General features: G+C 48.8%; 25 protein-coding genes. 15 read left to right on the forward strand and 10 right to left on the reverse strand.

The features are described 5' to 3' along the window. Nucleotides 1–144: 144 nt before the first annotated feature. On the reverse strand, nucleotides 145–459 hold the full coding sequence (locus AC3DOM_RS02415) for a GNAT family N-acetyltransferase (protein ID WP_487917430.1): 315 nt from the start codon (nucleotides 457–459) through the stop codon (nucleotides 145–147). A 68-nt stretch (nucleotides 460–527) separates the two neighbouring features. Here AC3DOM_RS02415 and AC3DOM_RS02420 point away from each other — a divergent pair, with 68 nt between their 5' ends. The 8 genes from AC3DOM_RS02420 (at nucleotide 528) to AC3DOM_RS02455 (ending at nucleotide 7761) form a co-directional block, all read left to right on the forward strand. Then, nucleotides 528–1004: a YbaK/EbsC family protein gene (locus AC3DOM_RS02420; protein ID WP_487917431.1), complete on the forward strand. Its 477-nt coding sequence runs from the start codon at nucleotides 528–530 to the stop codon at nucleotides 1002–1004. A 67-nt stretch (nucleotides 1005–1071) separates the two neighbouring features. Beyond that, nucleotides 1072–2883 carry an SH3 domain-containing protein gene (locus AC3DOM_RS02425; protein WP_487917432.1) on the forward strand — a complete coding sequence of 604 codons (1812 nt, stop codon included), beginning with the start codon at nucleotides 1072–1074 and terminating at the stop codon, nucleotides 2881–2883. A 74-nt stretch (nucleotides 2884–2957) separates the two neighbouring features. Further along, nucleotides 2958–4202, forward strand: a complete 1245-nt coding sequence (locus AC3DOM_RS02430) for an aminopeptidase (protein WP_487917433.1) — start codon at nucleotides 2958–2960, stop codon at nucleotides 4200–4202. A gap of 81 nt (nucleotides 4203–4283) precedes the next feature. Then, nucleotides 4284–4550, forward strand: a complete 267-nt coding sequence (locus AC3DOM_RS02435) for a DUF4342 domain-containing protein (protein ID WP_487917434.1) — start codon at nucleotides 4284–4286, stop codon at nucleotides 4548–4550. After that, complete coding sequence (locus AC3DOM_RS02440; RefSeq protein WP_487917435.1) at nucleotides 4537–4842, forward strand: hypothetical protein; 306 nt, start codon at nucleotides 4537–4539, stop codon at nucleotides 4840–4842. The genes AC3DOM_RS02435 and AC3DOM_RS02440 overlap by 14 nt, the downstream gene beginning before the upstream one ends. Nucleotides 4843–5072: 230 nt before the next feature. Beyond that, nucleotides 5073–6299, forward strand: a complete 1227-nt coding sequence (locus AC3DOM_RS02445) for an SH3 domain-containing protein (RefSeq protein WP_487917436.1) — start codon at nucleotides 5073–5075, stop codon at nucleotides 6297–6299. A gap of 91 nt (nucleotides 6300–6390) precedes the next feature. Then, nucleotides 6391–7188, forward strand: a complete 798-nt coding sequence (locus AC3DOM_RS02450; protein ID WP_487917437.1) for a hypothetical protein — start codon at nucleotides 6391–6393, stop codon at nucleotides 7186–7188. A 9-nt stretch (nucleotides 7189–7197) separates the two neighbouring features. Further along, on the forward strand, nucleotides 7198–7761 hold the full coding sequence (locus AC3DOM_RS02455; protein WP_487917438.1) for a hypothetical protein: 564 nt from the start codon (nucleotides 7198–7200) through the stop codon (nucleotides 7759–7761). 93 nt (nucleotides 7762–7854) lie between these two features. Here AC3DOM_RS02455 and typA read toward each other — a convergent pair whose 3' ends face one another. From typA to AC3DOM_RS02485, 6 genes are all read right to left on the reverse strand, one after another. Then, the gene (typA, locus tag AC3DOM_RS02460; protein ID WP_487917439.1) at nucleotides 7855–9711 is read right to left on the reverse strand and encodes a translational GTPase TypA; all 1857 of its coding nucleotides are present in this window, start codon (nucleotides 9709–9711) and stop codon (nucleotides 7855–7857) included. 157 nt (nucleotides 9712–9868) lie between these two features. After that, nucleotides 9869–10759, reverse strand: coding sequence for a pyruvate kinase (locus tag AC3DOM_RS02465; RefSeq protein WP_487917440.1), 891 nt, complete (start codon nucleotides 10757–10759; stop codon nucleotides 9869–9871). Nucleotides 10760–10764: 5 nt separating this feature from the next. Then, entirely contained in the window at nucleotides 10765–11727 is a 963-nt protein-coding gene (locus tag AC3DOM_RS02470; RefSeq protein ID WP_487917441.1) for a TFIIB-type zinc ribbon-containing protein, read from the reverse strand. A 9-nt stretch (nucleotides 11728–11736) separates the two neighbouring features. Then, nucleotides 11737–12282 (reverse strand): adenylyltransferase/cytidyltransferase family protein, encoded by a 546-nt coding sequence (locus AC3DOM_RS02475; protein ID WP_487917442.1) that lies wholly within the window; start codon nucleotides 12280–12282, stop codon nucleotides 11737–11739. A 195-nt stretch (nucleotides 12283–12477) separates the two neighbouring features. Continuing rightward, on the reverse strand, nucleotides 12478–13707 hold the full coding sequence (locus AC3DOM_RS02480) for a dihydrolipoamide acetyltransferase family protein (RefSeq protein ID WP_487917443.1): 1230 nt from the start codon (nucleotides 13705–13707) through the stop codon (nucleotides 12478–12480). 101 nt (nucleotides 13708–13808) lie between these two features. Further along, nucleotides 13809–16232: an alpha-ketoacid dehydrogenase subunit alpha/beta gene (locus AC3DOM_RS02485; RefSeq protein ID WP_487917444.1), complete on the reverse strand. Its 2424-nt coding sequence runs from the start codon at nucleotides 16230–16232 to the stop codon at nucleotides 13809–13811. A 365-nt stretch (nucleotides 16233–16597) separates the two neighbouring features. Between AC3DOM_RS02485 and AC3DOM_RS02490 the strand changes: the two genes are divergently transcribed. Further along, nucleotides 16598–17710, forward strand: a complete 1113-nt coding sequence (locus AC3DOM_RS02490; protein WP_487917445.1) for a pyridoxal-phosphate-dependent aminotransferase family protein — start codon at nucleotides 16598–16600, stop codon at nucleotides 17708–17710. A gap of 30 nt (nucleotides 17711–17740) precedes the next feature. After that, nucleotides 17741–18247 (forward strand): hypothetical protein, encoded by a 507-nt coding sequence (locus AC3DOM_RS02495; RefSeq protein WP_487917446.1) that lies wholly within the window; start codon nucleotides 17741–17743, stop codon nucleotides 18245–18247. Between the two features lie 77 nt (nucleotides 18248–18324). Here AC3DOM_RS02495 and AC3DOM_RS02500 read toward each other — a convergent pair whose 3' ends face one another. Genes AC3DOM_RS02500 through AC3DOM_RS02510 form a run of 3 tightly spaced genes read right to left on the reverse strand, consistent with a single transcriptional unit; the run spans nucleotide 18325 to nucleotide 20894 of the window. Then, a complete protein-coding gene (locus tag AC3DOM_RS02500; RefSeq protein WP_487917447.1) occupies nucleotides 18325–19299 on the reverse strand; it encodes a radical SAM protein in 975 nt (324 codons plus the stop codon). Continuing rightward, complete coding sequence (locus tag AC3DOM_RS02505) at nucleotides 19296–20183, reverse strand: NAD(P)/FAD-dependent oxidoreductase (protein ID WP_487917448.1); 888 nt, start codon at nucleotides 20181–20183, stop codon at nucleotides 19296–19298. Before AC3DOM_RS02505 ends, AC3DOM_RS02500 begins: the two co-directional genes overlap by 4 nt. A gap of 30 nt (nucleotides 20184–20213) precedes the next feature. Further along, the gene (locus AC3DOM_RS02510; protein WP_487917449.1) at nucleotides 20214–20894 is read right to left on the reverse strand and encodes an isochorismatase family protein; all 681 of its coding nucleotides are present in this window, start codon (nucleotides 20892–20894) and stop codon (nucleotides 20214–20216) included. Nucleotides 20895–20993: 99 nt separating this feature from the next. Between AC3DOM_RS02510 and AC3DOM_RS02515 the strand changes: the two genes are divergently transcribed. The 5 genes from AC3DOM_RS02515 to AC3DOM_RS02535 form a co-directional block, all read left to right on the forward strand. After that, nucleotides 20994–21623: a cation efflux transmembrane domain-containing protein gene (locus tag AC3DOM_RS02515; RefSeq protein WP_487917450.1), complete on the forward strand. Its 630-nt coding sequence runs from the start codon at nucleotides 20994–20996 to the stop codon at nucleotides 21621–21623. A 281-nt stretch (nucleotides 21624–21904) separates the two neighbouring features. Continuing rightward, complete coding sequence (gene rocF / locus AC3DOM_RS02520; protein WP_487917451.1) at nucleotides 21905–22807, forward strand: arginase; 903 nt, start codon at nucleotides 21905–21907, stop codon at nucleotides 22805–22807. 54 nt (nucleotides 22808–22861) lie between these two features. Beyond that, entirely contained in the window at nucleotides 22862–24061 is a 1200-nt protein-coding gene (locus AC3DOM_RS02525; protein WP_487917452.1) for a resuscitation-promoting factor, read from the forward strand. Nucleotides 24062–24099: 38 nt separating this feature from the next. After that, nucleotides 24100–25257 carry an LCP family protein gene (locus AC3DOM_RS02530; RefSeq protein WP_487917453.1) on the forward strand — a complete coding sequence of 386 codons (1158 nt, stop codon included), beginning with the start codon at nucleotides 24100–24102 and terminating at the stop codon, nucleotides 25255–25257. A gap of 239 nt (nucleotides 25258–25496) precedes the next feature. Continuing rightward, nucleotides 25497–25666: rRNA adenine N-6-methyltransferase family protein (locus AC3DOM_RS02535; RefSeq protein WP_487917458.1), on the forward strand; the 170-nt coding region annotated here is incomplete at its 3' end.

Genomic DNA, 25666 nt, shown 5'->3' on the forward strand with positions numbered 1-25666 from the left:
TGGTTGGCTTTTTCCTTTCGTGATCCTTATTCAAAAGATGTACGGTAGAGAATTAATTATTAGACCTCTTGCATATGTGCTCCCGGCGGCGTCCCCGCCGCCGCCCTAAAGGATTCTGCGCGAAGGACGGCGGCTAGAGCAGTGTCAAAAAGAGACTTTTGCAAGAGGTTTATTCAATAAATCTTCATACTCCGGATGGCGTCGAATATATGCGGCCACAAAAGAACAGAGCGGTATAACCTGATAACCTTGTTCACGGGCATAATCCAATCCTGCCCGGACGATAAAGCTGCCAATCCCGTTCCCCTCCAAAGCGGTGGGGACGCCGGTATGCGTAAAGGCAATCGTTTTGTCTTGTAAACGATAATCCAGGACGGGCGTAAATTCGCCGATCTGGAGCTCAAAGCGTTGGGCAGCCTGATTATGGACAACTTCCATTAGTTCACTATTAATTTTCATTACGGCTCCTGATATTTTCAACTATACTTACAAGAAGGTTTTTTCCGCCAAAATCTTACGGAGAAATTATGCCCCTCAGCTCATCAGCCCAAAGAATTCAAGATGTACTAAACGAACTTGGCTACGATTATACAGTGATCGAGGCTGAGGAAAGCACGCGGACTGCCGAAGAAGCGGCCGCAAGAGTTGGGTGCGAAGTAGGGCAAATAGTCAAATCGCTGATCTTTCAGGGGAAAAGCAGTGGTAAGGCAATCCTGATTTTAACGAGTGGTGCCAATCGGGTGGATGTTAATCGGATCAAAGCTTACGCCAACGAGAAGATCAGGCGCGCCGACCCGGAATTCGTTCGGGAGTGTACCGGATTCGCCATCGGTGGGATCCCTCCGCTTGGACATCTCAATCCCATCGAAACATACGTGGACGAGGACCTGCTTCGCTACGAGGAGATTTGGGCTGCCGCCGGAACGCCGAAGGCTGTATTCAAAATGCAGGCAAGCGAACTGCCGAAGATGACCGGAGGAAAAGTCATTCCTCTCTCATCATAACCAATACTTTTTGCCAGGTTCCAAAGGGTCTTCTTTATTCAATAATTTCAAGAACAAGGAGAGTTCCATGAAGAAAAACTATATATCATTCGCAGGTTTAGCATTAATCTTTGGCTTGTTTTTGCTTAGCTGTACTCTCCCAACGCCAACTTGTGCCACAGAATCCTTGCTGGCGGTCACGCTGACCGATCCACCCATGTGGGGTATTGTTGGCTCGTTGACACCCACACTCAGTTGGACCTACCCCGTCACATCCTGTAATCCAGAGGGGTATGCGATCCAATTAATGACCGGACCTTTTTTCACAGATTCTCTCGGGGGTGGAACTGGAGATCCGTCCACATCCTGGGCGCCGGGGAGTCCATTGGAACCAGGAAAAGAATATGCCTGGAATGTTTCTCCGATCAATGGAACAACTCTCGGACCAATTGCGGGAAGAAATTATTTTTTCACTGGCCCGATCTGTGAAACTGCCGCTCTCGTTGCTCCCAACCTGCTTGAACCAGCTGATGGTGGCACATTCAATTATTTATACGACGATGGTCTGATCTGGGATTACCCTGAAAACTGTATTCCCGAAGGCTACCGTGTTGATTTATCCATTGACCCGACCTTTGCCGACACAAGCCTGAGCGGTGGGACCGGGAACCCATCTACAAGATGGGGCCCAGGAAGCCCCCTGGCCGAGTGCGTTGTCTATTATTGGCGCGTTGCCCCCATTAACGGAACAACGCTTGGCCCTCCATCGCTGTCACGCAGCTTTACCGCCGATACAACCGGCGCTTGTGGTGGTAGTCCTGTCTCTCCACCAGATTCGGCCTCACTCTCTGGGATCGTTTGGCATGATCTTTGTGCAATCCCTGAACTCGGGCCGCTCCCTGATCCACTGCCCGAGGGCTGTATAGACACGGGCGGTGGTGGAATCGGCGCGAACGGCATCCGCGAAGCAGGTGAACCTGGCATCGCAGGCGTACAGGTAGATTTGCATCTTGGCCTATGCGCTGACCCAGTTGTGGCCAGCCTCCTGACGGATGCCAACGGCGCATACTCTTTTGATGGCATACTGGCATTCGGTGATCACTGTCTCTCAGTAGATGCTTTAGCAGCTCCGAATGACAGCGTCCTTATCCCCGGAGGATGGACAGCGCCGCTTCCTGGTCTAAATCCTGCCACTCACAGCAGACTCATAGCAAGTGGTGATGCAGTTATTGATCTCGACTTTGGCTGGGATTACCAATTCCTGCCAGCCTATGTGGCTCCAACCCCTGAGCCATCCTCGTTTAAGTTTGATAATAATGCTTTTTGCCGCAAAGGTCCCAATAAAGCTTACACAGACATTACGGCCATCCCGGTAGGAGAAATAGTTCCCGTAATTGGTCGCAATAACGATAATTCATGGCTTTATGTCTCCTGGAGAAACACTAATTGCTGGGTGTCATCCATCACCGGTCAATTCTTTGGCGAATATGCGATCATTCCATTTCTCACCCCCATTCCTCTGCCAGATTCAATCCCGCCCACCATCACAAATATTCGCGCTCTGGAGGCAATGGTTTATTATGTCAGGAATTCCTGTGGTCCCACAGAGGCCAGCATAGGCGCTCGCATCAGTGATGATTCGGGCATAGCCGATGCCTACGTGCGCTATCGCTATAGTGGAAATAATGGCCCCGGTAATTGGCGTACTGCACCAACCCACGATCAAGCGATGGGAGGTCAATATGGCTTTATGATCGACGTTGGCTCAGAAGCCGCGCAAGATCTTGGAAAAAGCGGTGGAGTGCTTGAATATCAGGTCTATGCCACTGATAACAACAGCAACACCACCGCCGCTCCGGATGGAAATCTGCTTGGAGTACCTGTTTCATACTGTCCATAAATATTTTCGAAATCGCGCTCTGAGGTCTTAATATCTCAGGAAAACCACTTAAAAATTTTGTAAAAGAGAGAAGTATGCCAAAAGAAAATTTTGAAAATATGCTATCAAGATATGCTGAAATGATCGTGAAGGTTGGCTTAAATTTACAATCTGGTCAAAGATTGTTCATCGCTAGCGAGATGAACACAGCCCCCCTGGTACGGAATGTAGCTGCAAAGGCTTACCAAAATGGCTGCCCACTTGTAACCGTCATCTGGGATGACGAGGAGTTAAAAAAGATCAGACACGAATATGCACCTAGAAATTCCTTTCACGAGTACCCCGATTGGGTCACCAGAGGCATTCTTGAAGTCGTTCAACGGGGGGATGCATATCTTTCGATCACGGGTACTGATCCAGACCTGCTTGAGGGCTATGACCCCGAACTGATCGCGAAGGAACTTAAGGCGCGGGCCAGTCATTTCAAGCCTGCCAGTAAATTCATTACCTCTGGCGGTGTGCAATGGACTGTAATTTGCCCGCCAACGCCTAAATGGGCAGCGAAAATTTTCCCCGAATATCCAATCATTGAAGCAGAGGAAAATCTTTGGGAGGTAATGTTCAAGCTTTGCCGTCTTAATAATGATGATCCTATCGGAGTTTGGAAAAGCCATTTAAGCGGATTGAAAAAGCGCAGCAAATATATGTCCGATAAACAATTTGTAAACCTCCAATTTCGGGGACCCGGCACAGATTTAATGGTTGGGATGCCTGAAAATCATATCTGGTCAGGAGGAGGAAGTAAAACAAATGGCGGCATAGATTTCACGCCCAATTTGCCCACTGAAGAAATATATTCCCTGCCTCATAAAGATAAAGTTGAGGGAACCGTCCGCTCGACAAAGCCCTTGAATTATTTTGGCAATTTGATCGAGGATTTCAGCCTGACATTTTCTAAAGGACGCGTTGTGGATATCAAGGCAAAAAAGGGGGAAGAGACCCTTCGGAAAATGCTCGAATCAGATAAGGGCGCCAAGCAGCTTGGCGAGGTCGCTCTCGTCCCCCATCATTCACCGATTTCTGAATCAGGATTGATTTTCTACAACACCCTGTATGACGAAAACGCCGCCTGCCATCTCGCCCTGGGGAGTGCCTATAAGGGAAATATCCAGGGCGGGGTTGAGATGTCATCTGAAGAATTAGCTGGTGCTGGTGTAAATGAGAGTTTAATTCACGTTGACTTTATGATCGGTTCTGAGGAAGTAGCGATTCATGGTGTTACAAAAGACGGAACTAAAAGCCCAATAATGCGTGATGGAGATTGGGCTTTTGAGGTATGACTTTCCCCCCTCTGTCCTACGGACATCTCCCCCAAATTCTAAATACGGAATTTAGGGGAGAGAAAAATAAAGGAAAAAATAATGACCGAGAAAAAAACTCGCACTGAGGAATTTGAATTTAGCGGCGATAAGCTGATTGCCCAAATCAAGGAGCTCATCCATAAAGGAAATATCCGCCGGATCATCCTCAAAAGCGAGGACGGACGGGTACTCGTCGATATCCCGCTTACCGTAGGTATTCTTGGAACCCTGGTAGCGCCGCAGTTAGCTGCGCTGGGAGCAATCGCTGCCCTGGTTACCAAAGGCACGATTGTGGTTGAAAAGATCGATGAGGATGCCGCTGAATAAAAAATATTCCACCCTTCTCAAAGGAATGCTGATTTTTAATATCCTGGTATTGGCGCTGACTTTTGGTGACTTTCTTGCATTACACGACATCAGGAATGATTATGTAAGCAGCGATGTTTTAGAAGATCATGATCTCAATATGACCTCGCTTCCTGAATGGACAGCGACAAAAGGTGAATGGGACCTCGTTACGATCAGTTTTGTAGCTCGATCCCTCTTTTTACTTCTAAACATCCCATTGATTTGGATGGGCTTCAAAAAAATAAGTGCAGACCTTATGCCAAATGCATAATTCTAAATTTGGACAACTGCAAAACAATTTTATAAAAACAAAGCATAACCCTTTCACATGCCTAAAGGCTTGATCTGTTGAACATGAGATTTCCAATTAGCTCGCATATTTTGGCAGAGTTTTACTTTTTGGAGAATTTATCTATTGAACTTATTTTCAAGAAGTGTCATAATAACCACGACGAAACATACTCAAATATTTTACATCCTTGATAATTGGAATAATAAATCATGAAAAATATAAAATTTTTACTCATTCTTGGCACGATAATGCTGATCGGCCCCGCCTGTAGTGCTCTTGGATTCTCCGCGCCGCAGACTGAAGTCCAAAGTAGTGATACCGTGGCGACTTTTGCTGCATTGACATTCGAAGCAAACGACAGAGTAATGGCCACTTCTGCAGCCTCCACTTTTGGAGCAAACGATAGTTTCGTGGCAACCTCCATGGCAGCTACCTTTGGAGCAAATGAAAATTTGGTTGCTACCTCGGTGGCATCTACGCTTGAGGCAAGCAATATGACTGCCACTTCCGCTGCCTTAACTTCAGAAGCACAAGAAGAAGCAACACCAGAAATAACAGCCACACCAACTATAACCCCAACAATCACACCTACGATCGGGACATCTTCATCATCCATTCCCAGTCTCTCCCCAACGCCTACAATCACGCCAACTTCTTCGCCAGTAACGGTCAGCGTCAGCGTTGGAACAAATTGCCGCACGGGGCCCGGTAAGGTTTATGATCGGATTGGAGAATTAAAAGTTGGGGAAAAAGCAGAAGTGGTTGGCAAAAAAACATCGTATAACTATTGGATCATCAAGAACCCTGATGCCAGTGGAAATTGTTGGCTTTGGGGATATTATGCAACCGTAGTCGGAGATACAAGCAATCTCCAGGAATATTCTGTACTTCCTACACCCACATCTACCTCCACAGGACAAACATCGCCCTCGCCAGTTATCAGTGTTAGCGTTGGCACAAATTGTCGATCTGGTCCCGGCATAGTGTATGACGTTACTGGAGAGTTAAGGGTTGGAGAAAGTGCGGAAGTAGTCGGCAAAAAAACATCTTATAACTATTGGATTATCAAGAACCCTGACACCGCAGGAAATTGCTGGTTGTGGGGAGAATATGCAACGGTGGTCGGCGATACGAGCAACCTCCAGGAATATACTGTTCCGCCCACACCTACGCCAACAGACACATCAACTACTCCGCCAACTGTCAGCGTCAGTGTAGGAACAAATTGTCGCACCGGGCCAGGTAAAATTTATACTTATATTGGAGAATTAAGAGTTGGAGAAAGTGCAGAAGTAATTGGCAAAAATACATCCAATAACTATTGGATCATCAAAAACCCGGATGCAGCCGGATCTTGTTGGCTGTGGGGAAATTATGCGACGATCAAAGGCGACACGAGTCAACTTCAGGAAGTTACCATTCCTTCGGCACCCTAACAAATTCATTTATCTGGTTCGATTTCTGGAGGTAATCCAGTCATGCCAAAATACGCGAGACTGTTATCACGTTTCTAAAGAGGAGGCAGCTATGATTTCAAAAAAACAAATCCTTTTCGTTTTCAGCCTTATTCTCGCCACCACTTTGGCTTGCATTTTAGAGGGAGGAAGCAATCTTGCCCCTCCAGCATTGCCCACAAATGATGTGATTGCCACCGCTGTGGAGATGACTTTACGGGCGAGCGGGCAATTTCAACCGCCACCAGCACCTTTACCATCCCCGCTTCCCGAGGCCACATTGCCCCCGCCCACAGCGGTATTCACACCTACGGTCACACTGACTCCAACTCCGGCCATCCCAATGGTCAGCGTCAGTTTGGATACAAATTGTCGTACGGGACCCGGTAAAATTTACGACTACCTCGGCGCCTTGCTAGTTGGAGAAAAAGCAGAAATCGTCGGGAAGAACACCACAAGCAATTACTGGATCATAAAAAACCCGGATGCCAGCGGAAATTGCTGGTTATGGGGATTCTACGCAACTGTAGAGGGCAATACCAGTAACCTTCCGGAAATTGCTGTTCCACCAACACCTACACCAGCACTGCCTAAGAATCCAAAAAATTTCAATATTTCAAAAGCTTGTGTACCACTTGTGCTGCCACAATTTCAACTAACAGCAATTCTCAGCTGGGTGGATAACTCAGATAATGAAGATGGGTTTTACATTTATCAGAACGGAGTGCTGCTCCAAACCCTGGGAGCAGATACGACGCAAGTTGCCCTTTCATTCCCTGTTGCCGCGGGAGTACCCATGGAATACGGAGTTGAGGCGTATAATGCCGCAGGTTCCTCCGCCCGAAAAACAGAATCAGTGATCTGCCCATAGGAATAAATCATGATGATATTTGATCAAAGAAATAAACTTATTAGCATTGGAATATTGCTTTTAGCGATTTTGGCATCCTGTAATTTGCCTGAACCAACAGCATCCGGCCTATCCGTCGAGGAACAGGCCGGCACTCTGGCGGCTCAAACAGTTGAAGCAAGCATAACTCAGCGCCCCACCAAGACCCGCGTCCCTGCGGCTTCACCGACCATGCTCCCGCCAACGATCACTCCCACACCCACAATCTCACCTACACCAACCATTTCACCCACCCCAACAGAGAAGCCGAGTTTGCCTGCCAAGCCAAGTCTCCAAAACTACGATTTCTTTTGCGCCTGGAACGGAACCAACACCGATTTGAGCATCACCATCAAGTGGAGTGACAATGCCAATGACGAAAGCGGCTATCGGATCTATCGCAACGGGACTCGGCTCATCGAGTTAAGCGAGAATACAACTACCTATGTTGATTCTTTAGCTGTGAACAGCGGTGTAACTGTCACATACGGGATCGAAGCCTATAATGCTGCTGGAGGGTCACCAAGAGCAACCCTTTCTGCAACCTGTCAATAAAGATTCGCAGAGGCATGTTTCCAAAAAAAATAGACCCTCAAGCTAAAACCTTGAGGGTCTCCATCATTAATCATAAATCCCTACTACAATGAATTAGTCTTTCAGTGCTTCCCTGGCGCGTTTCTCGTCCCGCCCGCGCTTGGTACTATCCAATACACGTTTGCGGATCCGGATCGATTCCGGGGTCACCTCGAGCAGCTCGTCGTCAGAGAGATATTCGATGCATTCATCGAGGCTCATATTGCGTGCCGGTGTCAGCCGGATTTCCATATCCGCACCAGATGAACGCATATTTGTCAGGTGCTTTTTCTTGCAGACATTTAGCCCCAAATCCTCATTTTTAACCCGCTCTCCGACAACCATCCCTTCGTAAACCTCGACGCCGGGACCATAGAAAAAGAAGCCGCGGTCTTCGCCGTTCTTCAGGGCATATGCAGTTGTTGTGCCAGGTTCCCAGGCAACGAGCGAGCCATTTTGACGGGTTTCCATTGGGCCAGCCATCTTTTCATAGCCATGAAAGTTCGTATTCATAATCCCCGTGCCATGAGTAGCCGTCAAAAAATGATAGCGAAAGCCAAGCAGGCCTCGAGTGGGGACAATATAGACCAACCGGGTATTCCCATCGCCGCCATCCTGCATTTCAAGCATTCGCCCCCGTCGCTTACCAAGCATTTCGATCACTGAGCCAATCGTGTCTGGGCTGCTCTCGATGAATACCTTTTCATAAGGTTCTTCTTTTGTTCCATCATCTTTCTCACGAAAAATGACTTCGGGGCGCGAAACCTGAAACTCGAACCCTTCCCGGCGCATGGTTTCGATCAAAATAGCCAGGTGCAATTCGCCTCGCCCAGAGACAACAAAATTCTCAGCACTGTCAGTTTCATTTACGCGAAGTGATACATTAGTGCGTAGTTCCTCAAAAAGACGTTCACGAATTCTCCGGGACGATCCCCATCTGCCTTCTCGGCCGGTAAATGGCGAAGTGTTTACGCCAAAGGTCATCCGAACTGTTGGTTTTTCGACTTTGATGGTGGGTAATGCGACCGGATTCTCTGGATCGGCCAGGGTTTCACCAATCGAGATTCCTTCCAGCCCCGCCAACGCGACGATCTCACCCGCACTTGCTTCCGGTACTTCAACTTTATCCAGGCCCTGATGAACGTATAAATAACGGGCCTTCTCAGGCAAATTTTCACCCTTAGTCGTCAATCGAGCCAGCGCCTGGTTCGCGAAAATTTTCCCGGCAAAGATGCGACCGACGGCTGTCACACCGCGATATTCGTCATAACCAAGCGTGGTAACAAGCATCTGCAGAGGTGCAGATGCGTCCACAATGGGAGCAGGTACCTGGCGCAGAATGGTTTCAAATAGCGGTTGCAAGTCCGGGCCAAGATCGACCGAAAATCCCGCCTGGGCGGAGGTCGCCTTGGCATAAACGACGGGGAAATCAGCCTGTTCATCCGTCGCACCCAGATCAATAAAAAGATCAAAGGTTTCGTTCAGTACGCGTTCCACATCGGCATCTTTACGATCAACTTTGTTGATCACTACAACAGCCTTGTGACCAAGCAAGAGCGCTTTCTTGAGCACAAAACGGGTTTGGGGCATCGGACCTTCGGCAGCGTCGACGAGCAGCAAGACACCATCGACCATATTGAGGACACGCTCAACCTCGCCGCCAAAATCGGCATGACCGGGAGTATCGACAATATTGATCTTTACTTCCTGATTTGTGTGGGGATCGAGAATGGTTATGGCAGTATTCTTGGAAAGAATGGTGATACCGCGCTCGCGTTCAAGGTCATTGGAGTCCATGACCCGCTCGGCAACTTGTTGATTTACACGGAAAGTATTCGCCTGACGGAGGAGCCCGTCGACAAGGGTGGTTTTACCATGATCAACATGGGCGATAATGGCGATATTACGGAGATCTGTTCGTTCAGTTTTCATAAGGAGCTCGATAGATAAAAAGTGGATATTTCATATACTTTACTCGATGCAAAAAAAAACCCCGGCAGTTGAGGCCGATGGGTTCAGCATTCGAGAGCGGGATGTAGTTTATCAGAGAGGGGGGGTTTTGGGAAGGGATAGGATCATTCAGATAATATTAGATTTGTGTAGAAATTGCGTCCAATAAATTCAAAGCCTCAACCAAAGTGTCTCGCTCCAGACAAATTATATCCCCCAGCATAAAAGTTTTGTATCCTTCGGTCAGCAGAAAAGCGACATCGCTAATATCCGCACTCGAGGGAACAGGATGATAAGCCAGGGAGTCTAAAAATCGACTGGCAACGATTGCATTTGGGTCAGCATGGATTATCTTTTTCAGGGCAGAAATTATTTTATGTGGTTGAGGAACCTCAATAAAAAGATCGCCACGCGCTGCTGCCAGACGACCATATTTGTGACCGTATTTTTCGGCAAATTTCAACCCCGCCTGCGTCTCGATCTTCAGGATGATTTCTGCATCTGGTAAAACCGATTTTACTTCTTCGATATCAGAGAGTTTTTCCACATAAGAAAGCATGACCTTCTTCATCCCCCTCTCTTTCATGGCCTGCAAATAGGCAATATCATTTTCTGTCAGCGTTCCTAATATCTGCAAAGAGGGATGAATGATATTGATCGATTCTCCCAATCCCACAACGCGGCGGGGGCCGCTCTCCAATATCAGTCGATTTCCGTCGACGGCTACGATGCGGGCTTGTTCCGTGCCATCGGAGAAAAACGCGGTGACCGGAGTATCCACTTTAATTGGGTGAGAAATGCGGATTTCGGTAAAGGGCGGTGAGGCAGAACCAACTATTCTTAATTGCCGCCCCTTGAGATCAACCCAAAGTGGCTGTCCATATGTACGCAGACGATCAATCGCCTCACCGGGCCCATCCTTTGTGGGCATGATCGTGTTCAACCGGAATCCGCTTACCAAAGGATGAGCAACAATTTCCTCCAGATAATCAGCGTAAGGGGGCGTGGTGACAATAACCTGCAGTGACATAGCGGTTAAATTTTTAGTGTTATCCCGCAAAATGAACAGGTAAACATGCCCTCGGCCTTCACAGGAATAGGACCACCACAACGCGGGCAAATCATTTCGATGGGCTTACTGAGCTTATCTACTTTCTTTTGATCTTGTCTGGCCAGCATGTTCGATTGAAAATCAGAGAACTCTCCCCATGCGCGGGCAACCAAACCCATTGCATAATCTACAGCCCGTTGCTCATCTTCGATGTGGAAAATCTTCTTTTCGCCAATCGCTTTTGCCCATTGTTGGTCAACCTGATCTCCGCGCCTGCCAGTGGGTCGACGCAGGAACCAGGTATTCCAGTTTTGGGTCACTTTTTCCCAGGCTTTAAAGGAATCCACATCCGTCTGGACCCGGTCTCCCAAATATTGATGGACAAATTTTTTCGACACTTTTTCATGCATATGGATATCCCCGAAGACAATCAGGAAGGGAGGCTCTTCTGCATTAGGAATTTCAACATGCGTATTTACCCAATGAGCAAATAACCCATAACTCTCAGGGGCATCACCGCCGCCACCTTCTCCATAAAGCGAGCCTAATAATTGTTCCAGATCAAATCCGTTTGCAAAATCCGTTACCTGAAGGGGCCACGTATCCACAGCGGCATCCCCAATGGCGACAAATGATATTTCCAAATCTTCCCTGTATTGAGAAAGGGTATTATAGAGCAAAGGGAGGCGATCAAAGATCTCATAGGGCCAGGAAGACATTGAGCCAGTTACATCAACCGCAATGATCAAAGGGTTTTTGGAGGTTGATTTGATACTTTTATGGGGATCAATGATCTTTTCATTAGGACGGGATTTTTTCTCATAGGTGCGTGGCCCATGAGATGCAGCTCGTCGAGCGGATTTTTCTCGCTTACCCGCCCCTTTTTCACCGTATTCATATTTCTTTTCGCCGTACCAAGAGGTTGTATCTTCATTCCATGAATACATAATTTCTCCTTATTCAACAACAATGGTATCTAAAGCCAGATTACTCAAACCAAACTCTCTGCGAAAACGCTGATCTAATTGATTCTCGATCAAATATTTTGAAATCTCAGCTGGAAGTAATTCCTCCCATCCATTTCCCTGGGCCATTTTTCTTCGCACGATGGTCCCGCTGACAGGAATTTGATTCTCTCTTGGAATAAATTTTGCCGGGTGCGAAATTTGATAACGATGATCAAGCAGGCTTCTGACATAAGGATTCGCAGTGATGAGGAGATCCAGATCGCCAAAGACCTCCTCCACATAACTGCACCATTTTATCTCGTCACGGGAGTCCGGGATTGGCACCAATCTAAAATTATCGTAGCCCTCTAACCCAAGCTGGAGCATTTCAATTGTTTCTTCTAAACTAAAAGGATTTCTATAATTGATGATATTGGAACTACCAATCCCGATCAGCACATGGTCAAATCGATCGCAAAGCGCATGGATTGCAGCCCGATGTCCCAAATGGCAGGGCTGCCAACGACCGAGAATTGCTACGAGGGGTTTCACCATCGGGTGATTATACCAATTCACGCTCAGATGAGAAGGGAGTGGCTATTTTCACGTGTAATTAAAATAATGATATGCTCTCGCTGGATTTGTAATCCAGCGATTCACCGGTAAAAGCGAGGATACTAAATCCCCGCAGAGCCCAGCAAAATCACTTTAATCCACACCTGTTTAGCCACTCCAATCGACTATTCTCCTCTACCACTTCCCCAGCTCTGTGACAATTTCTGCCAGGAAGTGATCTGCAATTGCACCATCCAAAATGCGATGATCGATGGTCAGGGTCAGGTAAACCATCGGGCGGATGGCGATCATATCTGCACCTGAGTCATCGGTGATGACCACAACGCGTTTCTGAATGGCTCCCACACCCAGGATCGCGACCTGGGGCTGGTTGATGATCGGCATCGCAAAAAGTGAACCGCTGACACCATGATTTGTTATCGAAAATGTGCCATCCCTGACTTCTTCAGGCCTAAGCCTCTTGTTGCGGGCTCTGTTAGCCAGGTCGTTGACAATTTCTGCCAGGCCCAACAGCGACAGCCGTTCCGGGTTCCTGATCACCGGTACGATCAACCCATCATCGCCGAGGGAGGTGGCCATGCCGATATTAATATCCTTGTGGAGCAAGATCCCTTCATCGGTCCAGGAGGAATTGACGATCGGCCAGGCTCTGAGCGCAGCTGCTGTCGCGGCGACAAAATAAGATGTATAGGTCAGCTTGACCCCATCAGCCGCAAAGGCCGCTTTATTTGCTTTACGATGCGCGATGACGGCGCTGAAATCCACTTCCATGACAGTGGTCACATGCGGGGATATACGGCGGCTGTCGACCATATGTTTGGCGATTGCCCGCCGGACAGAGGTGATTGGGAGCAGGCTGCCCCCTTTTTGAGTGGATATTTTTACAGCTGGAGAAGCAGATTTTGGAGAATCAAGATAGGCTAAAATATCTTTTTTTGTGATCCGGCCACCGCTCCCCGTTCCGGTAACCTGCTGAAGATCAATCTGTTTTTCGGCGGCGATCTTGGCCACAACCGGAGAGATAAATCCCAGCGCGGAGTCTCGTACCGGGGCAGCCTTTGGCGGAGCCACACTTGAGATCAGTTTTTCTTCATTTTTAACGGGAGCAGGTTTTTTATCCGCGTGCGAAGCGGGTGCTTCATCCCCATCAGGGATTTTTTCCCCTTCTGCGCCAATCCAGGCAAGCAATGTCCCGACGCTGAGAATTTTTCCCTCCTCAGATTCAAAAATCTTCAACACCACACCTTCGGCTGGACTGGGAATTTCAGTGACAACCTTATCGGTCTCAACTTCGAGCAGGCCTTCATACTCTTCCACAGAATCCCCTTCGGCTTTGAGCCAGGAGACGATAGTCACTTCTTCAACAGCTTCCCCGAGCATGGGTACAAGAACTTTAGTTGGCATCTTTCCTCACATCCTGCCCTCACCCTTCGCCCTCTCCTAAGGGGAGAGGGGACTTGCTCCCTTCTCCCTTTGGGAGAAGGGTTGGGGATGAGGGCTGTTTATTAAGCATAAAATGGCGGATATTTCTTTGGGTCAACCTCAGACATGATCGCATAGATCGCATCGTAAACTGTTTCAGCATTAGGCTTCGACCAATAATCGCCGTCAGAACCATAGGCTGGGCGATGTGCTTTCGCAGAAAGCGTGGCAGCGGGAGAATCTAGCCAGGAATAACCACCTTGCTTCTCGATGACTTCCTGCATCATAAAGGCGGTTGCCCCGCCAGGCACATCCTCATCCACAAAAATGATCCGGCTGGTCTTCTTGAGCGATTCAAGAATATGTCCATGCAAATCAAAAGGAAGCAGCGATTGGACGTCGATCACCTCCACGCTGATGCCCGCCTTTGCAAGCTCTTCAGCGGATTCAAGGACAATCCGGCACATCGCGCCATAGGTGACCAGGGTGATATCGCTGCCTACACGCAAAGTCTCTGGTGCGCCAACAGGTACGGTCACCTCGCCAAGATTATCAGGCATCTTTTCCTTCAAACGATATCCATTCAAAACTTCAACGATAATGCCAGGTTCATCCGATTTCAGGAGCGTATTGTAAAATCCCGCCGCTTGTACTGCGTTCCTTGGCACGAGGACAGCCATCCCACGCACGAGATGGATAATTGCCGCCATTGGCGAGCCAGAATGCCAGATCCCTTCGAGGCGATGCCCACGCGTTCGGACGATCACGGGCGCCTTTTGTCCGCCCTTCGTTCTCCAAAGCAGCATCGCCAGATCGTCTGACATCAATTGCAGGGTGTAAAGCAGATAATCTAGATATTGAATTTCCGCGATCGGACGCAGGCCGCGCATCGCCATCCCAATTGCCTGCCCCAATATAGTTACCTCGCGAATCCCGGTATCCATCACCCGCAAGGTGCCATATTTTTTCTGCAAATCATGAAAACCCTGGTTGACATCGCCCAACATACCTACATCCTCGCCAAAGGCGATCGCGCGTGGGTCGCGGGCAAAGATCGCATCAAAACCATGATTAAGTAATTCAAAGGCCTGGATCGTGGGGGAATTGTCCGAGTAGACGGGTGCCACTGCGTGAACATTCAGCATGGATTCAGCCGTCTGGCTGTACAAATGGGAGCTGATCCGGTCTTCATTACGCGGATCCTGGGCTTGCTTCCACGCAATCAGTTTATCTCGGACCGGAGAGGATTCCTGCCGCGTGGCGCGTAAAGCAGCATGGAGGGCGGCATACTGATCCCTCCGATGCGCGGTCGCCTTTCCCAGCAATCTGGTCTGAATTGATTGGATCTCTTCGTTCGCAGAGGTTTCTTTTTCCAAATCAGAAAGCAACTTTATCAAGTCGTCGCGCTCCCCAATGATCGGTGTCTGGAAAGCTTCCCAGGCCCGTTTACGGGAATCTTCTACTTCTTTGCGATCCACCTTTTCCATTGCTTTCAATTCATCTTCGGTGGCAAGCTTATTTGCCAGAAGCCATTCGCGCATTTTAATGTTGCAATCAAATTCCGCCTCCCAATCAAGGCGTTCTTTGGTTTTATAGCGCTCATGGCTTCCCGAAGTGGAATGTCCCTGTGGTTGGGTAACTTCGGTGACATGCACCAGGGCAGGGATGTGGAACTCACGCGCAGTGTTTGCTGCCGCCCAATAGGTATCCAGCAACGCGGGGTAATCCCAGGCCTGGACGGTGTAAATATCAAAGCCGCGGTCACGTTTCAGGGTTGGATCAACGACCCGCTGAAAACCGCTGAGAATATCGCCGATATTTTCCTTAACCATCTGAAATTTATTGGGAACTGAAATGCCATAGCCGTCATCGTAAATCGTGATCACAGCCGGGGCTTTCAAAACACCGATCGCATTGATCGATTCCCAGAACATCCCTTCAGCGGTGGAGGCGTTGCCAATCGTGCCCCAGGCAACTTCGTTGCCATTTTGCGAAAAAGTAGTCATTCCCTTTAGGAATTCCGCTTCACGATATAGTCTTGAGGCAAAAGCCAACCCCACCAGACGGGGCATCTGCGAACCTGTCGGGGAGACATCCGCAGAGATATTATAGAGCTCGGTCTGATCCTTCCAGGAGCCATCCGGGTTGAGATAACGAGATGCAAAATGGGCATTCATTGTTCGACCGCCGGTGGCAGGCTCAAAGTCGAGGTCTGTATGCGCGTAAAGCTGAGCAAAGAATTGCTCCAGTGTCAGCGTGCCCAATCCCAGCATCCAGGTCTGGTCACGGTAATAACCTGAGCGCCAATCCCCTTTTTTAAATGCATGAGCGATCGCGAGCTGAGCGACTTCCTTCCCGGACCCAAAAATTCCAAATTTAGCCTTTCCGCTTAATACTTCACGCCGGCCAATCACACTGGCCTGCCGGCTTTTATAAGCCAGGCGATAGTCTTCAATAATCCTTGTCTGAGGCAAGGGAAGGTCAATTTTTTCTTTTTTCTGGATCATAAAACTCTCTATTGGTTTTTGTTGTTTATCCAGACCATTATAGTCCAAAAATTTCTCTTTATAAAATACATGATTAATCGCGAGGGTCTAATTTGATGAGTATTTGTCATTGCGAACGAGCGGAGCGAGCGTGGCAATCCTCTTGTTCGCCGGGGAGACTGCTCACCTGCACTCCAAAGCACGCAGTGCGGCGCATGTGTCGTCGGGTGAAACTCTCCTCGCACGTGTGCCTGCGGCTCAGTACAGGCAGTGACGGATAAGGCGTACCTCACGATGTAAGCCAACCCTAAGTAATCCGTGAAGGATAAATAAAAATGATGTAAACTATGGTTATTCTATAATCTATTTTTCACAAGGAACCTTTAATGACAAAAATATACACTGATCTCAACCCGACCGAACGCGTATTATTAGGGCCTGGCCCGAGCATGGCCGCACCGCGCGTGATCCGCACAATGGCGACCCCGCCCGTTGGACATCTTGACCCCGCGCTGCTGAAGATATACGCTGAAGAACAGGAATTGCTGCGTTATGTTTTCAACACGAAAAACGAGTGGACCTTTGCCCTCTCTGGCACCGGGACCTCCGCCATGGAAGCCGCGATGGCAAATCTGGTCGAGCCAGGTGATGCGGTTCTGGTCGCAGTGATCGGGTATTTCGGAACTCGGCTGGCAGAAATCGCCTCCCGCCTGGGCGCGGAAGTGGACAAGATCGAACGCCCACTGGGAGAAATTTTTACCGTCGAGGAAATTGAGACTGCGCTGAAGGCAAAATCCTATAAAGTCTTCGGCTTTGTCCACGCCGAGACTTCGACCGGCGCCGAGCAGCTTCATGTCGGGGAGATCGTCAAAGCAGCCCATGAGCAGGGTGCGCTGGTTGTGATGGATACGGTCACATCGCTGGGAAGTATCCCCGTTCTTGTGGATGAATGGGATATTGATATCACCTACTCGGCCAGTCAGAAAAGCTTATCTGCGCCCTCTGGTCTTGCTCCGATCACCGTCAGCCCGCGCGCGCAAAAGATCATTCAGAATCGCAAGAGACCTGTGTCCAGTTTTTATCTGGATTTGAATTTATATGCCAATTATTGGATGAATCACGGCTATCATCATACCGCCTCGGCCAGTATGCATTATGCCTTCAGAGAGGCCCTGCGGATCGCCTACGAAGAGGGAATGGATGCTCGCTATGCGAGACATCGACAAAACGCAGAATTGCTTTGGGCAGGCCTGGAGGAGATCGGGGCACCGCCCTTTATTCCTGCTGAATATCGCCTCCCGCCCTTGACGACCGCTGTTGTACCGGATGGCGTAGAGCCGCACGTCTTACGCGCAAAATTGCTCAACGAATATAACATCGAGATCGCAGGTGGATTTGGCGCGCTGGCAGATAAGGTCTGGCGGATCGGCCTGATGGGCTATTCCAGCCGCAGGGAGAATATCACCTTGCTCTTGGCGGCGATGCAAGAGTTGCTTTAAAACTGAAAGGATAAATAGAATACCCCAAGAATGAAAAAAAGGGTAGTATACGCGATTTTATTTGGCATACCGGGATTTATCATTTCATTGATAATTTCCTTTATATTTTTTGGATTCGCGGCCGGAGTCTTGTGGATCTTGATTTTCGGTGATAAACCCTGGCCTGCCTCAGTTGAATATATCCTTTCCCTGATTTTCATCCTTCTTTTCCTGGTAGTATGGATAGCCTCGATAACCATCGGCTTTAAGGTTGGGAAAGGCCTTGAAGAAGAGCCAGGGCTCAATAAACAGCATGTTTTCATTTCAGCAGGCACGACTCTTTTATTTGCCTTATTTATTCTTCTCCAGCAGATGAGTGTTGGCAACGTAGGGCCAAAATCAGATGGAGAGATTTGCATTGATTTTTGTGTACAAAATGGGTATTCCGGAAGCAGCATGCCTCCGCTGGATTCTGGTGACAGTACCTGTAGCTGTCTCGGTGATTCAGGGATTGAACCACTTGAAATTTCCGTGGATAGTATTACCCCGGTAAAATAACCAATAAAATTGATCATATAAAAAGTGGCTGTCATTTCGAAAATGACAGCCACTTAATCGTTAAAAATCCAAACGCTCTAATCTGCGGCTGAAGCCTCAGCCTCGATTTCGTTTTCCACCAGATCAAAGGTATAGCCATTTTGGAGCGCATTTTCCGCTTCAATATGACGACGCAGATATTGACCACAATTGCTGCCGATCAGGTTCTCTTCCACTTCGCCGATGCTGACGATGACCTGATAGCCTGCCTCTTCCAGGGCTGAGACGATCTCATCCTGGCCGAGATCGGCGTTAGGATTAATATAGGTCTCCAATTGATTTTCAACCGCTCTATAGGTTGGGTTGAGGGGCGTGATCTTGATCAGGAAAATATCGGGGGAGAAATATTCTTTCAGGACCTCAGGGTCTAGCGGTTGCCCTTGCGCAAGCGCAAAGTTGAGGGTGATCTTGCGCTCACCTTCCGTATAAAAACGTTCGCCAAATGCGGCCATTTTCGCAAAATCCCATTTTTTGACGGGGACAAGCTGATCGCGTAATTCCTGATCGGTTGTATGGATCGAAAATTGGAATTGGAATTGTCCATCCGGATATAAACGGTTCTTGATCTCAAGCAGGCGCTCAAAAAACGGATCGGTCCCATTTGGCGCAACAGATGATATCGAGGGCATCAAGCCCGGGGCATCGTAGCGTTTCGGCAGTTCCTCCAAAACATCCAGAACAGCATTATTCAAGGCAGGTTCGCCCATCCGCGCAAACTGGATCTTGAATTGTTTCGAGGGGACATGTCCGTCAGGATATCGATTGCGAATCATATAGTCAATCTGGTCAAGTATTTCTTCAGCGGTGGGCTTCCCATGAAAATAGCCACCGGCGTCACACATCTTGCATCCCACCGGGCAGCCGTGCATTGTCGATACCAATAAGATCCATTTTTCATCACGTGTAAAAGGCGGCTGGAGGGATTCCACGCATTCGAGCATCTTCCCGTTTTCATACTCAATTATATAAACAAATGCCATTTCATCTTTGCCGGTTTTTGCGATAACTTTCATCGGTTCTCCTTAAAACGTTGATCGATCTGCATTGCTGCGCGCAAACCATCGCCTGCTGCAATCGCTGTTTGACGGTAAATTCCGTTACGCACATCACCAATAAAATACAGGATGCCACTATCTACGAGTTTTCTTTCTGTTTTCTGGATGCATTCTCCGAGAAAATCCAGATTGGGTTCACGGCCAAGTGCGCCAATGAGATAATCTGCTTCCAGTATCTCAAGTTTTTCTCGGTGAACTACTTTTACCGTTAAACACTCGTTTTCAGAAACAGTCACTTCTTTTAGCTGCGCATCTTCAAGATAGGCAATATTTTCATTTTGCTGCGAACGTTCCACTAATAATCCTAATGCCTTGATTCCTCTTCCGCGATTGAGAATTTTCACCTGATTCCGTTGTCCAAGATTCAGCGCGTAATCAAAAGCTGCATCACCTGCGCCCACGATGATGATTTCTTTATCAGTTATCTCAAGCAGGTCGCGAACCTCATAAAAAACCCGGCTTTTTGCATTCGCAGGAATAAAGCCATTGTCAAACTGACGAGCTTTTGTTCCGCTGGCAATTACGGCGATCTCAGCGCGGTATTCATCCTGATCAGTTTTTGCCACAAAACTTCCACTATCATACTCTACATTCTGCGCTTTTTCAGGAAGAATTTCCACGCCAATTCTTTCGACTTGTTTCTTAAGCAAGTTCACCAATTTCGGGCCGGTCACGCCCTGTGGAAAGCCAGGGTAATTCTCGACCAGATTGGCATTATGTAAAAGTCCGCCGATCTCTCTTCCCTCCAATACGAGAGCGGGTATCCCAAAACGTTTTAGTTGCAAGGCGGTCGTTAATCCTGCCGGGCCTGCGCCAATGATAATCACACGAATTTTATGCATAAATGCTAAACACGAAGGACACTAAGAACACTAAGATTCATTTGTTTTTCTTTGTGCATTTTGTGTCTTTGTGGTGTTAATTATCTCCTCACACAAAACAGGCCTTGCAAAGCCATGGGCCAGATTGAGCAAGGTCGCCCGATGATGTTCTTCAGTATAGGTAGCGGTTCCGTCGATCAAGAAGAAGACCTCAAAACCCTGCATAAATGCAGAACGAGCCGTTGTCTCGCAGCAGAGATGGGTCATTACGCCTGAAATAACAACTTGCTCGACATTTTGATCACGCAGATATTCGGCGAGATTGGTTTGATAAAAAGCATCATATTGGGTCTTCTCAATCACCAGCCCCGAGGATGTGTCCAGCGCGGAGTGAATCTCGCTAAGTGGATTTTTTGCATCGATCAAATCCCGCCACCAACGGGACATGCTCCCCGCGTCAGCGGATGTGTTGAGATGACGCGTCCACACGACGGGCAAGCCAGCGTCCACGTATGCCGCGCGCAGCGCATCCACCCGAGGCAGGATCGCCTCTGCGCTGGGGATATAAGCATGCGAATCCTCCTCCAGAAAATAACGCTGCATATCCAAAATTAGCAGAGCTGATTTCGCAGGAATAAAGGTTCCCTGGTCACGCAACAAGGGCGCCAGGTCGTCTTTCATGGCTTGCCCTTTTTCAAATAACGTCTCTGGTGTAAAGTAACGCGTTTTCATCAGGCCAAATTTTACCGCGCAGACCTGATTTGTCCAGTGATGTATATCACCTAAATAGGAGTAATGTTATCTGATACAGAAATCCAGTACAATAGGCAAATGGAAAATACTGAAAAGCTCTACCAACGAGCCTTGTGGCTGGCGATCATCACGGTTGGCTATAATTTACTGGAAGGGTTAGTGGCGATCTATTATGGCGTCTCCGATGAAACCCTGGCCCTCTTTGGCTTCGGCGTGGACTCTTTCATCGAGGTCCTCTCTGGCGCGGGCATCATCGCGATGGTGCTGCGCATTCGTAGTAATCCCAATACCGAACGCAGTCAATTCGAGATCACTGCGCTGCGTATCACAGGCGTCAGTTTCTACATCCTTACCGTGGGATTGGGCGCGACGGTGATCATCAATCTGATTACGGGACATAAACCTGAAACAACGCTTGCAGGTCTGATCATTGCGATCATCTCGATTGCGACGATGTGGCTGCTGATCCGAGCCAAGCGGGATGTGGGAGGCAAACTTAATTCTGCGCCAATCCTGGCAGATGCAAATTGTACGCTGGTTTGCCTGTATATGTCGGTGGCGCTGCTCGTTTCCAGCGCGGTCTACGAGCTGACTGGATTTGGCTTTGTAGATAGCCTCGGCGCGGCTGTCCTGATCTATTATTCAATTAACGAAGGAAAAGAGGCTTTCGAAAAAGCACGCGGGATTGAATGTGCCTGTGAGGATTAATTATCTATTCATACGATATTAACTGGACTTTGGCCTTTTTGCTGACGTAGGCTTCTCTATCTAGAATAATCGGTAATGAATTAGGTACAGGTCATAGTTTTAGGACGACCTTACCTATTTCCGAGTTATTTTCATACAATAGAGCGACAAAAGGCTCGCCCAAACCATTTAATGGGCAAAGTCCAGATTAAGTATTCTGTTTTATTAGTAGATTACTAAACTGCCCTCACCCTCCGCCCTCTCCCTCAGGGAGAGGGGACTTAACATCTCTACAGGATATTATGAATATTGACATCATTGGGGTTCCCGTCGACATGGGCGCGGATCGGCGCGGCGTAGATATGGGCCCCAGCGCCATTCGGTATGCGTTGCTAAAAGACCGTTTGGAAAAACTTGGCCATATTGTTGATGACAAAGGCAATGTGGAAGTACCCATTTCTGAAACATGTGTGATCAACGATCCCAATCTCAAGTATTTGGATTGCATTGTCCCGATGGCACGACGCGTGGCGGGGGCAGTTGCCACCAGTGTAAAAAGCGGAAATCTGCCGCTGGTACTGGGGGGTGACCATTCGCTCTCACTCGGATCCATTCGCGGGGCGGCCAAAGGAAAAAAGATCGGCGTACTATGGGTGGATGCCCACGCTGATTTTAATACCGCCGAAACCACGCCATCTGGTAATATCCACGGGATGCCGCTGGCAGCGCTGTGCGGCCTTGGTGCGCCTGAATTGGTCCAACTTTGGGACGAACCCACACCAGTCATCGATCCGGCCAATGTAGCGATTATCGGAGCCCGTGATATCGACGAGGGCGAAAAAAAAAATTTACGCCAAGCCGGAGCAATGGTGATGAGCATGGAGCAGATCGATCGCCTTGGATTAATGAGAAGTATGGAAAAGGCCATAGAAAGGATCAGCCATGATACAGATGGGATCTATCTCTCCTTTGATATGGATGCGATGGATCCCCGGCATGCACCGGGAGTCGGGACACCTGTGACCGGCGGCTTGACATACCGCGAGGCGCACCTGATCTGCGAACTGGTCGCTGAAACCAATAATCTGGTCGGTATGGATGTGGTTGAGATCAATTCCATTCTGGATTTCCAAAATCAGACTGCGCTCCTGGCTGTAGAATTCATTCTTTCCGCTTTGGGCCAACGCACCTGGGTCGCGAGCTGATCCCAAAAGAGAGAATAGGTTAATCCTATTTTCGTTTTGCGTTAGAATAGCCGCATGAAATATATCTTCTGGCTGCCCCTTTTGCTCCTTCTGGCAGGCTGCCAAACCCAATTTTCCGGCAAACCTGTTAATCTCATAGATGGCGATGAGCATATCTCTCTTGCGCCAACTTCCCGCATCCCCGCAGAGATCATCGCTGAGGCGGAAATTCCCTTCAAATCCGCAGATCGGATCCTGGTCAACGGGCAAATTGTCGATCCGACCTCACCGATGGATTGCAAAAACTGCACCCTTCAAATTCGACGCGCTGTTTCGCTGACCCTGATCACACCACAGGGGGAGGCTGAAATCCAAACGGCAGCGCTCACGGTGGGGGAGGTACTCTCCGACCTCGGGATCCAACTCTACGCGGCAGATTTCATCGATCCGCCCGCCGGGAGAGCTGCCACTGACCAACTGAAGATCACCTACCGACCGGCACGGGAGCTTGCCATCCACGTGGACGGGAAGATCGTCTCGATTCGCTCCGCAGAGGAAGAGGTTGGCAGGGCATTGGCCGGGGCCGGCATCCCGCTGGTTGGTCTCGATGCAAGCCAACCAGCCGAGTCTGAACCGCTGCCCGCCGACGGGCAGATCCGGATCATTCGCGTCGTCGAAAAAATCGAACTTGAGCAAACGGCCATTCCCTATCAGGTCAAATATATTCCCTCGAATGAAGTCGAGGTCGATCAGGAAGAAATCCTGGTCCCAGGCAAAGCAGGGTTGGTCGTCACTCAATCTCGGGTCCGCTACGAGGATGGGGTTGAAATCTCCCGGCAAGTTGAAAATGAGCGGACAGTTCGCCAGCCAAAAGATGAAACTGTTGGCTATGGAACCAAATATGTGCTGAAGACCGCTGTGGTAGATGGACAAAAACTGGAATATTGGCGCGCCATTCAGGTGTATGCCACCTCCTACTCACCCTGCAATTCTGGCGCGGATCGCTGTTATCCGAATACGGCCAGTGGAAAACCTGTCAGGCGCGGCGTGATCGCCGTGCTGCGGAGTTGGTATAACGCTATGCAGGGCCAGGCGGTCTATGTGCCGGGTTATGGCTATGCAACCATCGAGGATGTTGGGTATTCGAGTTTATTTTCCGACAGAGACTGGATAGACCTCGGTTATACCGATGCCGAATATCCTGGAGAATCTTATTGGACAACAGTTTACTTTTTACCCCCCGTGCCTGCAAATACGCTGTGGGTATTGGAGTAGGGCTATCTTTTCAGGTTCAGGCCGGATAAAATAAAGCCATGTCACGCACACAAAAGGTAATCCTCTTCATTCTGAGCATCGGTGTCATCTGTATGTGTGCCCTCGTCGCCGGAAGCGCTTACCAGCTCTGGCAAAAGCCTCTTGGACCCGTGCTCCAACTCCCGACAAATACATTTGCTCCTTTTTCCACCTTCCCCCCGACATGGACGGTTTTGGCAGGAGAAAATAACTCACCTGTCAATATCGGTACGGCGCCCGCCCCCATGGCCACAGCTTCGCCACCCGCACCACTTTGCGGTGGTCCTACTGAGATGACCATCCTTGCAATCGGTTCATCACATCGTGTGGACAGTTATCTCTACGGCCTAGCCGATGTTATACGCCTCGTGCGGGTGGATTTCGTCAACGCAAATGTGATGATTATGTCCCTACCGCGTGATCTCTACGTAGAAATCCCCGACATCTCCGATCATGATGGCATTACACACGGTAAGCTCAATCAACCTTATTTTTATGGCAATCCCGGCATGGGATACTACGATGGACCTGGAGAAGGTCCCGGATTGATGGCGCGCACACTCGCCTATAATTTCGGTGCGCAACCTGACCATTACATCGCTATCAACATGGCGATCTTTATCAAAATTGTCGACGCGGTAGGAGGCATCACCGTCGACCTGCCCCAAGCCGTAGACGCTCGCTATGTCGAAAATCCAGAAAACCAAAGAAATATCGTCTTCCCAGCAGGCATCAATTATCTAAACGGGAACAACGCCTTGCTCTTGGCTCGTCTGCGTCCATCAGGCGTTTTTGACCGTGTCAAAGCCCAAAACCAAGTCCTTTGTGGGCTTTATGATAAACTCGTCAGCTCCAGCGTGGTTGGCGATATTCCAGGCATCATCAACGCCTTCAAAGATAATGTCCAAACCGATCTCAGCCCCGAAGAGATCAGCCAGCTTTCCTGTCTCGGCACTCAACTCAAAGGTTCCGATATCGTCTTCCTGAACTGGCCTGAAGATCTCTTTGTCGGAACGCGGGTGGACGATCCTGTTTTGGAGCGCACATTTATCTGGGATGTGGACTTTATTCTGATGCGAGAATATGTTGACGCCTTCGCACGTGGAGATTGGCCTGCTGCCGAACAAGCCGCATCATCGGGCACCGCAGGTTTCACCCCTAAATCCTTCTGCGATTGATCGACCATTACTTCATCCTTTTTACCTCAAAGCCGCGAAGGCACTTTTTGTGGTTCAGAGATAAACTATTAGGACTTACAAAAAAAAGTGTTTTTCCGGCTCGGAGGGGATTTGCAATCCCCGTGTTTATGAGAAGCCGCTGGATTACAAATCCAGCTAGAGCCTCAACTGCGTTATCTCTAACTTTGAGTCCATTCGGGCAAGGTTGTGATTGTTTTTTTCTCAGGTCCAGAATACCTATGTCATCTTCAACAATTCCTCCCCTCAATACCGCCGCCCTTTTGCGGGAATATGGACTACGTCCCAAGAAAAAGCTGGGCCAAAATTTCCTTCAGGATCCAGCCATTCTGGATAAGATCGTTCGCATCGCCGGTGTGACCGAGAAGGATACTGTCCTCGAGATCGGTCC

Source organism: Candidatus Desulfolinea nitratireducens (genome assembly GCF_982879505.1).

Coding starts and splice junctions, on each gene's coding strand:
- AC3DOM_RS02415 (WP_487917430.1), bottom strand. CDS start 459: ATGAAAATTAATAGTGAACTAATGGAAGTTGTCCATAATCAGGCTGCC.
- AC3DOM_RS02420 (WP_487917431.1), top strand. CDS start 528: ATGCCCCTCAGCTCATCAGCCCAAAGAATTCAAGATGTACTAAACGAA.
- AC3DOM_RS02425 (WP_487917432.1), top strand. CDS start 1,072: ATGAAGAAAAACTATATATCATTCGCAGGTTTAGCATTAATCTTTGGC.
- AC3DOM_RS02430 (WP_487917433.1), top strand. CDS start 2,958: ATGCCAAAAGAAAATTTTGAAAATATGCTATCAAGATATGCTGAAATG.
- AC3DOM_RS02435 (WP_487917434.1), top strand. CDS start 4,284: ATGACCGAGAAAAAAACTCGCACTGAGGAATTTGAATTTAGCGGCGAT.
- AC3DOM_RS02440 (WP_487917435.1), top strand. CDS start 4,537: ATGCCGCTGAATAAAAAATATTCCACCCTTCTCAAAGGAATGCTGATT.
- AC3DOM_RS02445 (WP_487917436.1), top strand. CDS start 5,073: ATGAAAAATATAAAATTTTTACTCATTCTTGGCACGATAATGCTGATC.
- AC3DOM_RS02450 (WP_487917437.1), top strand. CDS start 6,391: ATGATTTCAAAAAAACAAATCCTTTTCGTTTTCAGCCTTATTCTCGCC.
- AC3DOM_RS02455 (WP_487917438.1), top strand. CDS start 7,198: ATGATGATATTTGATCAAAGAAATAAACTTATTAGCATTGGAATATTG.
- typA (WP_487917439.1), bottom strand. CDS start 9,711: ATGAAAACTGAACGAACAGATCTCCGTAATATCGCCATTATCGCCCAT.
- AC3DOM_RS02465 (WP_487917440.1), bottom strand. CDS start 10,759: ATGTCACTGCAGGTTATTGTCACCACGCCCCCTTACGCTGATTATCTG.
- AC3DOM_RS02470 (WP_487917441.1), bottom strand. CDS start 11,727: ATGTATTCATGGAATGAAGATACAACCTCTTGGTACGGCGAAAAGAAA.
- AC3DOM_RS02475 (WP_487917442.1), bottom strand. CDS start 12,282: ATGGTGAAACCCCTCGTAGCAATTCTCGGTCGTTGGCAGCCCTGCCAT.
- AC3DOM_RS02480 (WP_487917443.1), bottom strand. CDS start 13,707: ATGCCAACTAAAGTTCTTGTACCCATGCTCGGGGAAGCTGTTGAAGAA.
- AC3DOM_RS02485 (WP_487917444.1), bottom strand. CDS start 16,232: ATGATCCAGAAAAAAGAAAAAATTGACCTTCCCTTGCCTCAGACAAGG.
- AC3DOM_RS02490 (WP_487917445.1), top strand. CDS start 16,598: ATGACAAAAATATACACTGATCTCAACCCGACCGAACGCGTATTATTA.
- AC3DOM_RS02495 (WP_487917446.1), top strand. CDS start 17,741: ATGAAAAAAAGGGTAGTATACGCGATTTTATTTGGCATACCGGGATTT.
- AC3DOM_RS02500 (WP_487917447.1), bottom strand. CDS start 19,299: ATGAAAGTTATCGCAAAAACCGGCAAAGATGAAATGGCATTTGTTTAT.
- AC3DOM_RS02505 (WP_487917448.1), bottom strand. CDS start 20,183: ATGCATAAAATTCGTGTGATTATCATTGGCGCAGGCCCGGCAGGATTA.
- AC3DOM_RS02510 (WP_487917449.1), bottom strand. CDS start 20,894: ATGAAAACGCGTTACTTTACACCAGAGACGTTATTTGAAAAAGGGCAA.
- AC3DOM_RS02515 (WP_487917450.1), top strand. CDS start 20,994: ATGGAAAATACTGAAAAGCTCTACCAACGAGCCTTGTGGCTGGCGATC.
- rocF (WP_487917451.1), top strand. CDS start 21,905: ATGAATATTGACATCATTGGGGTTCCCGTCGACATGGGCGCGGATCGG.
- AC3DOM_RS02525 (WP_487917452.1), top strand. CDS start 22,862: ATGAAATATATCTTCTGGCTGCCCCTTTTGCTCCTTCTGGCAGGCTGC.
- AC3DOM_RS02530 (WP_487917453.1), top strand. CDS start 24,100: ATGTCACGCACACAAAAGGTAATCCTCTTCATTCTGAGCATCGGTGTC.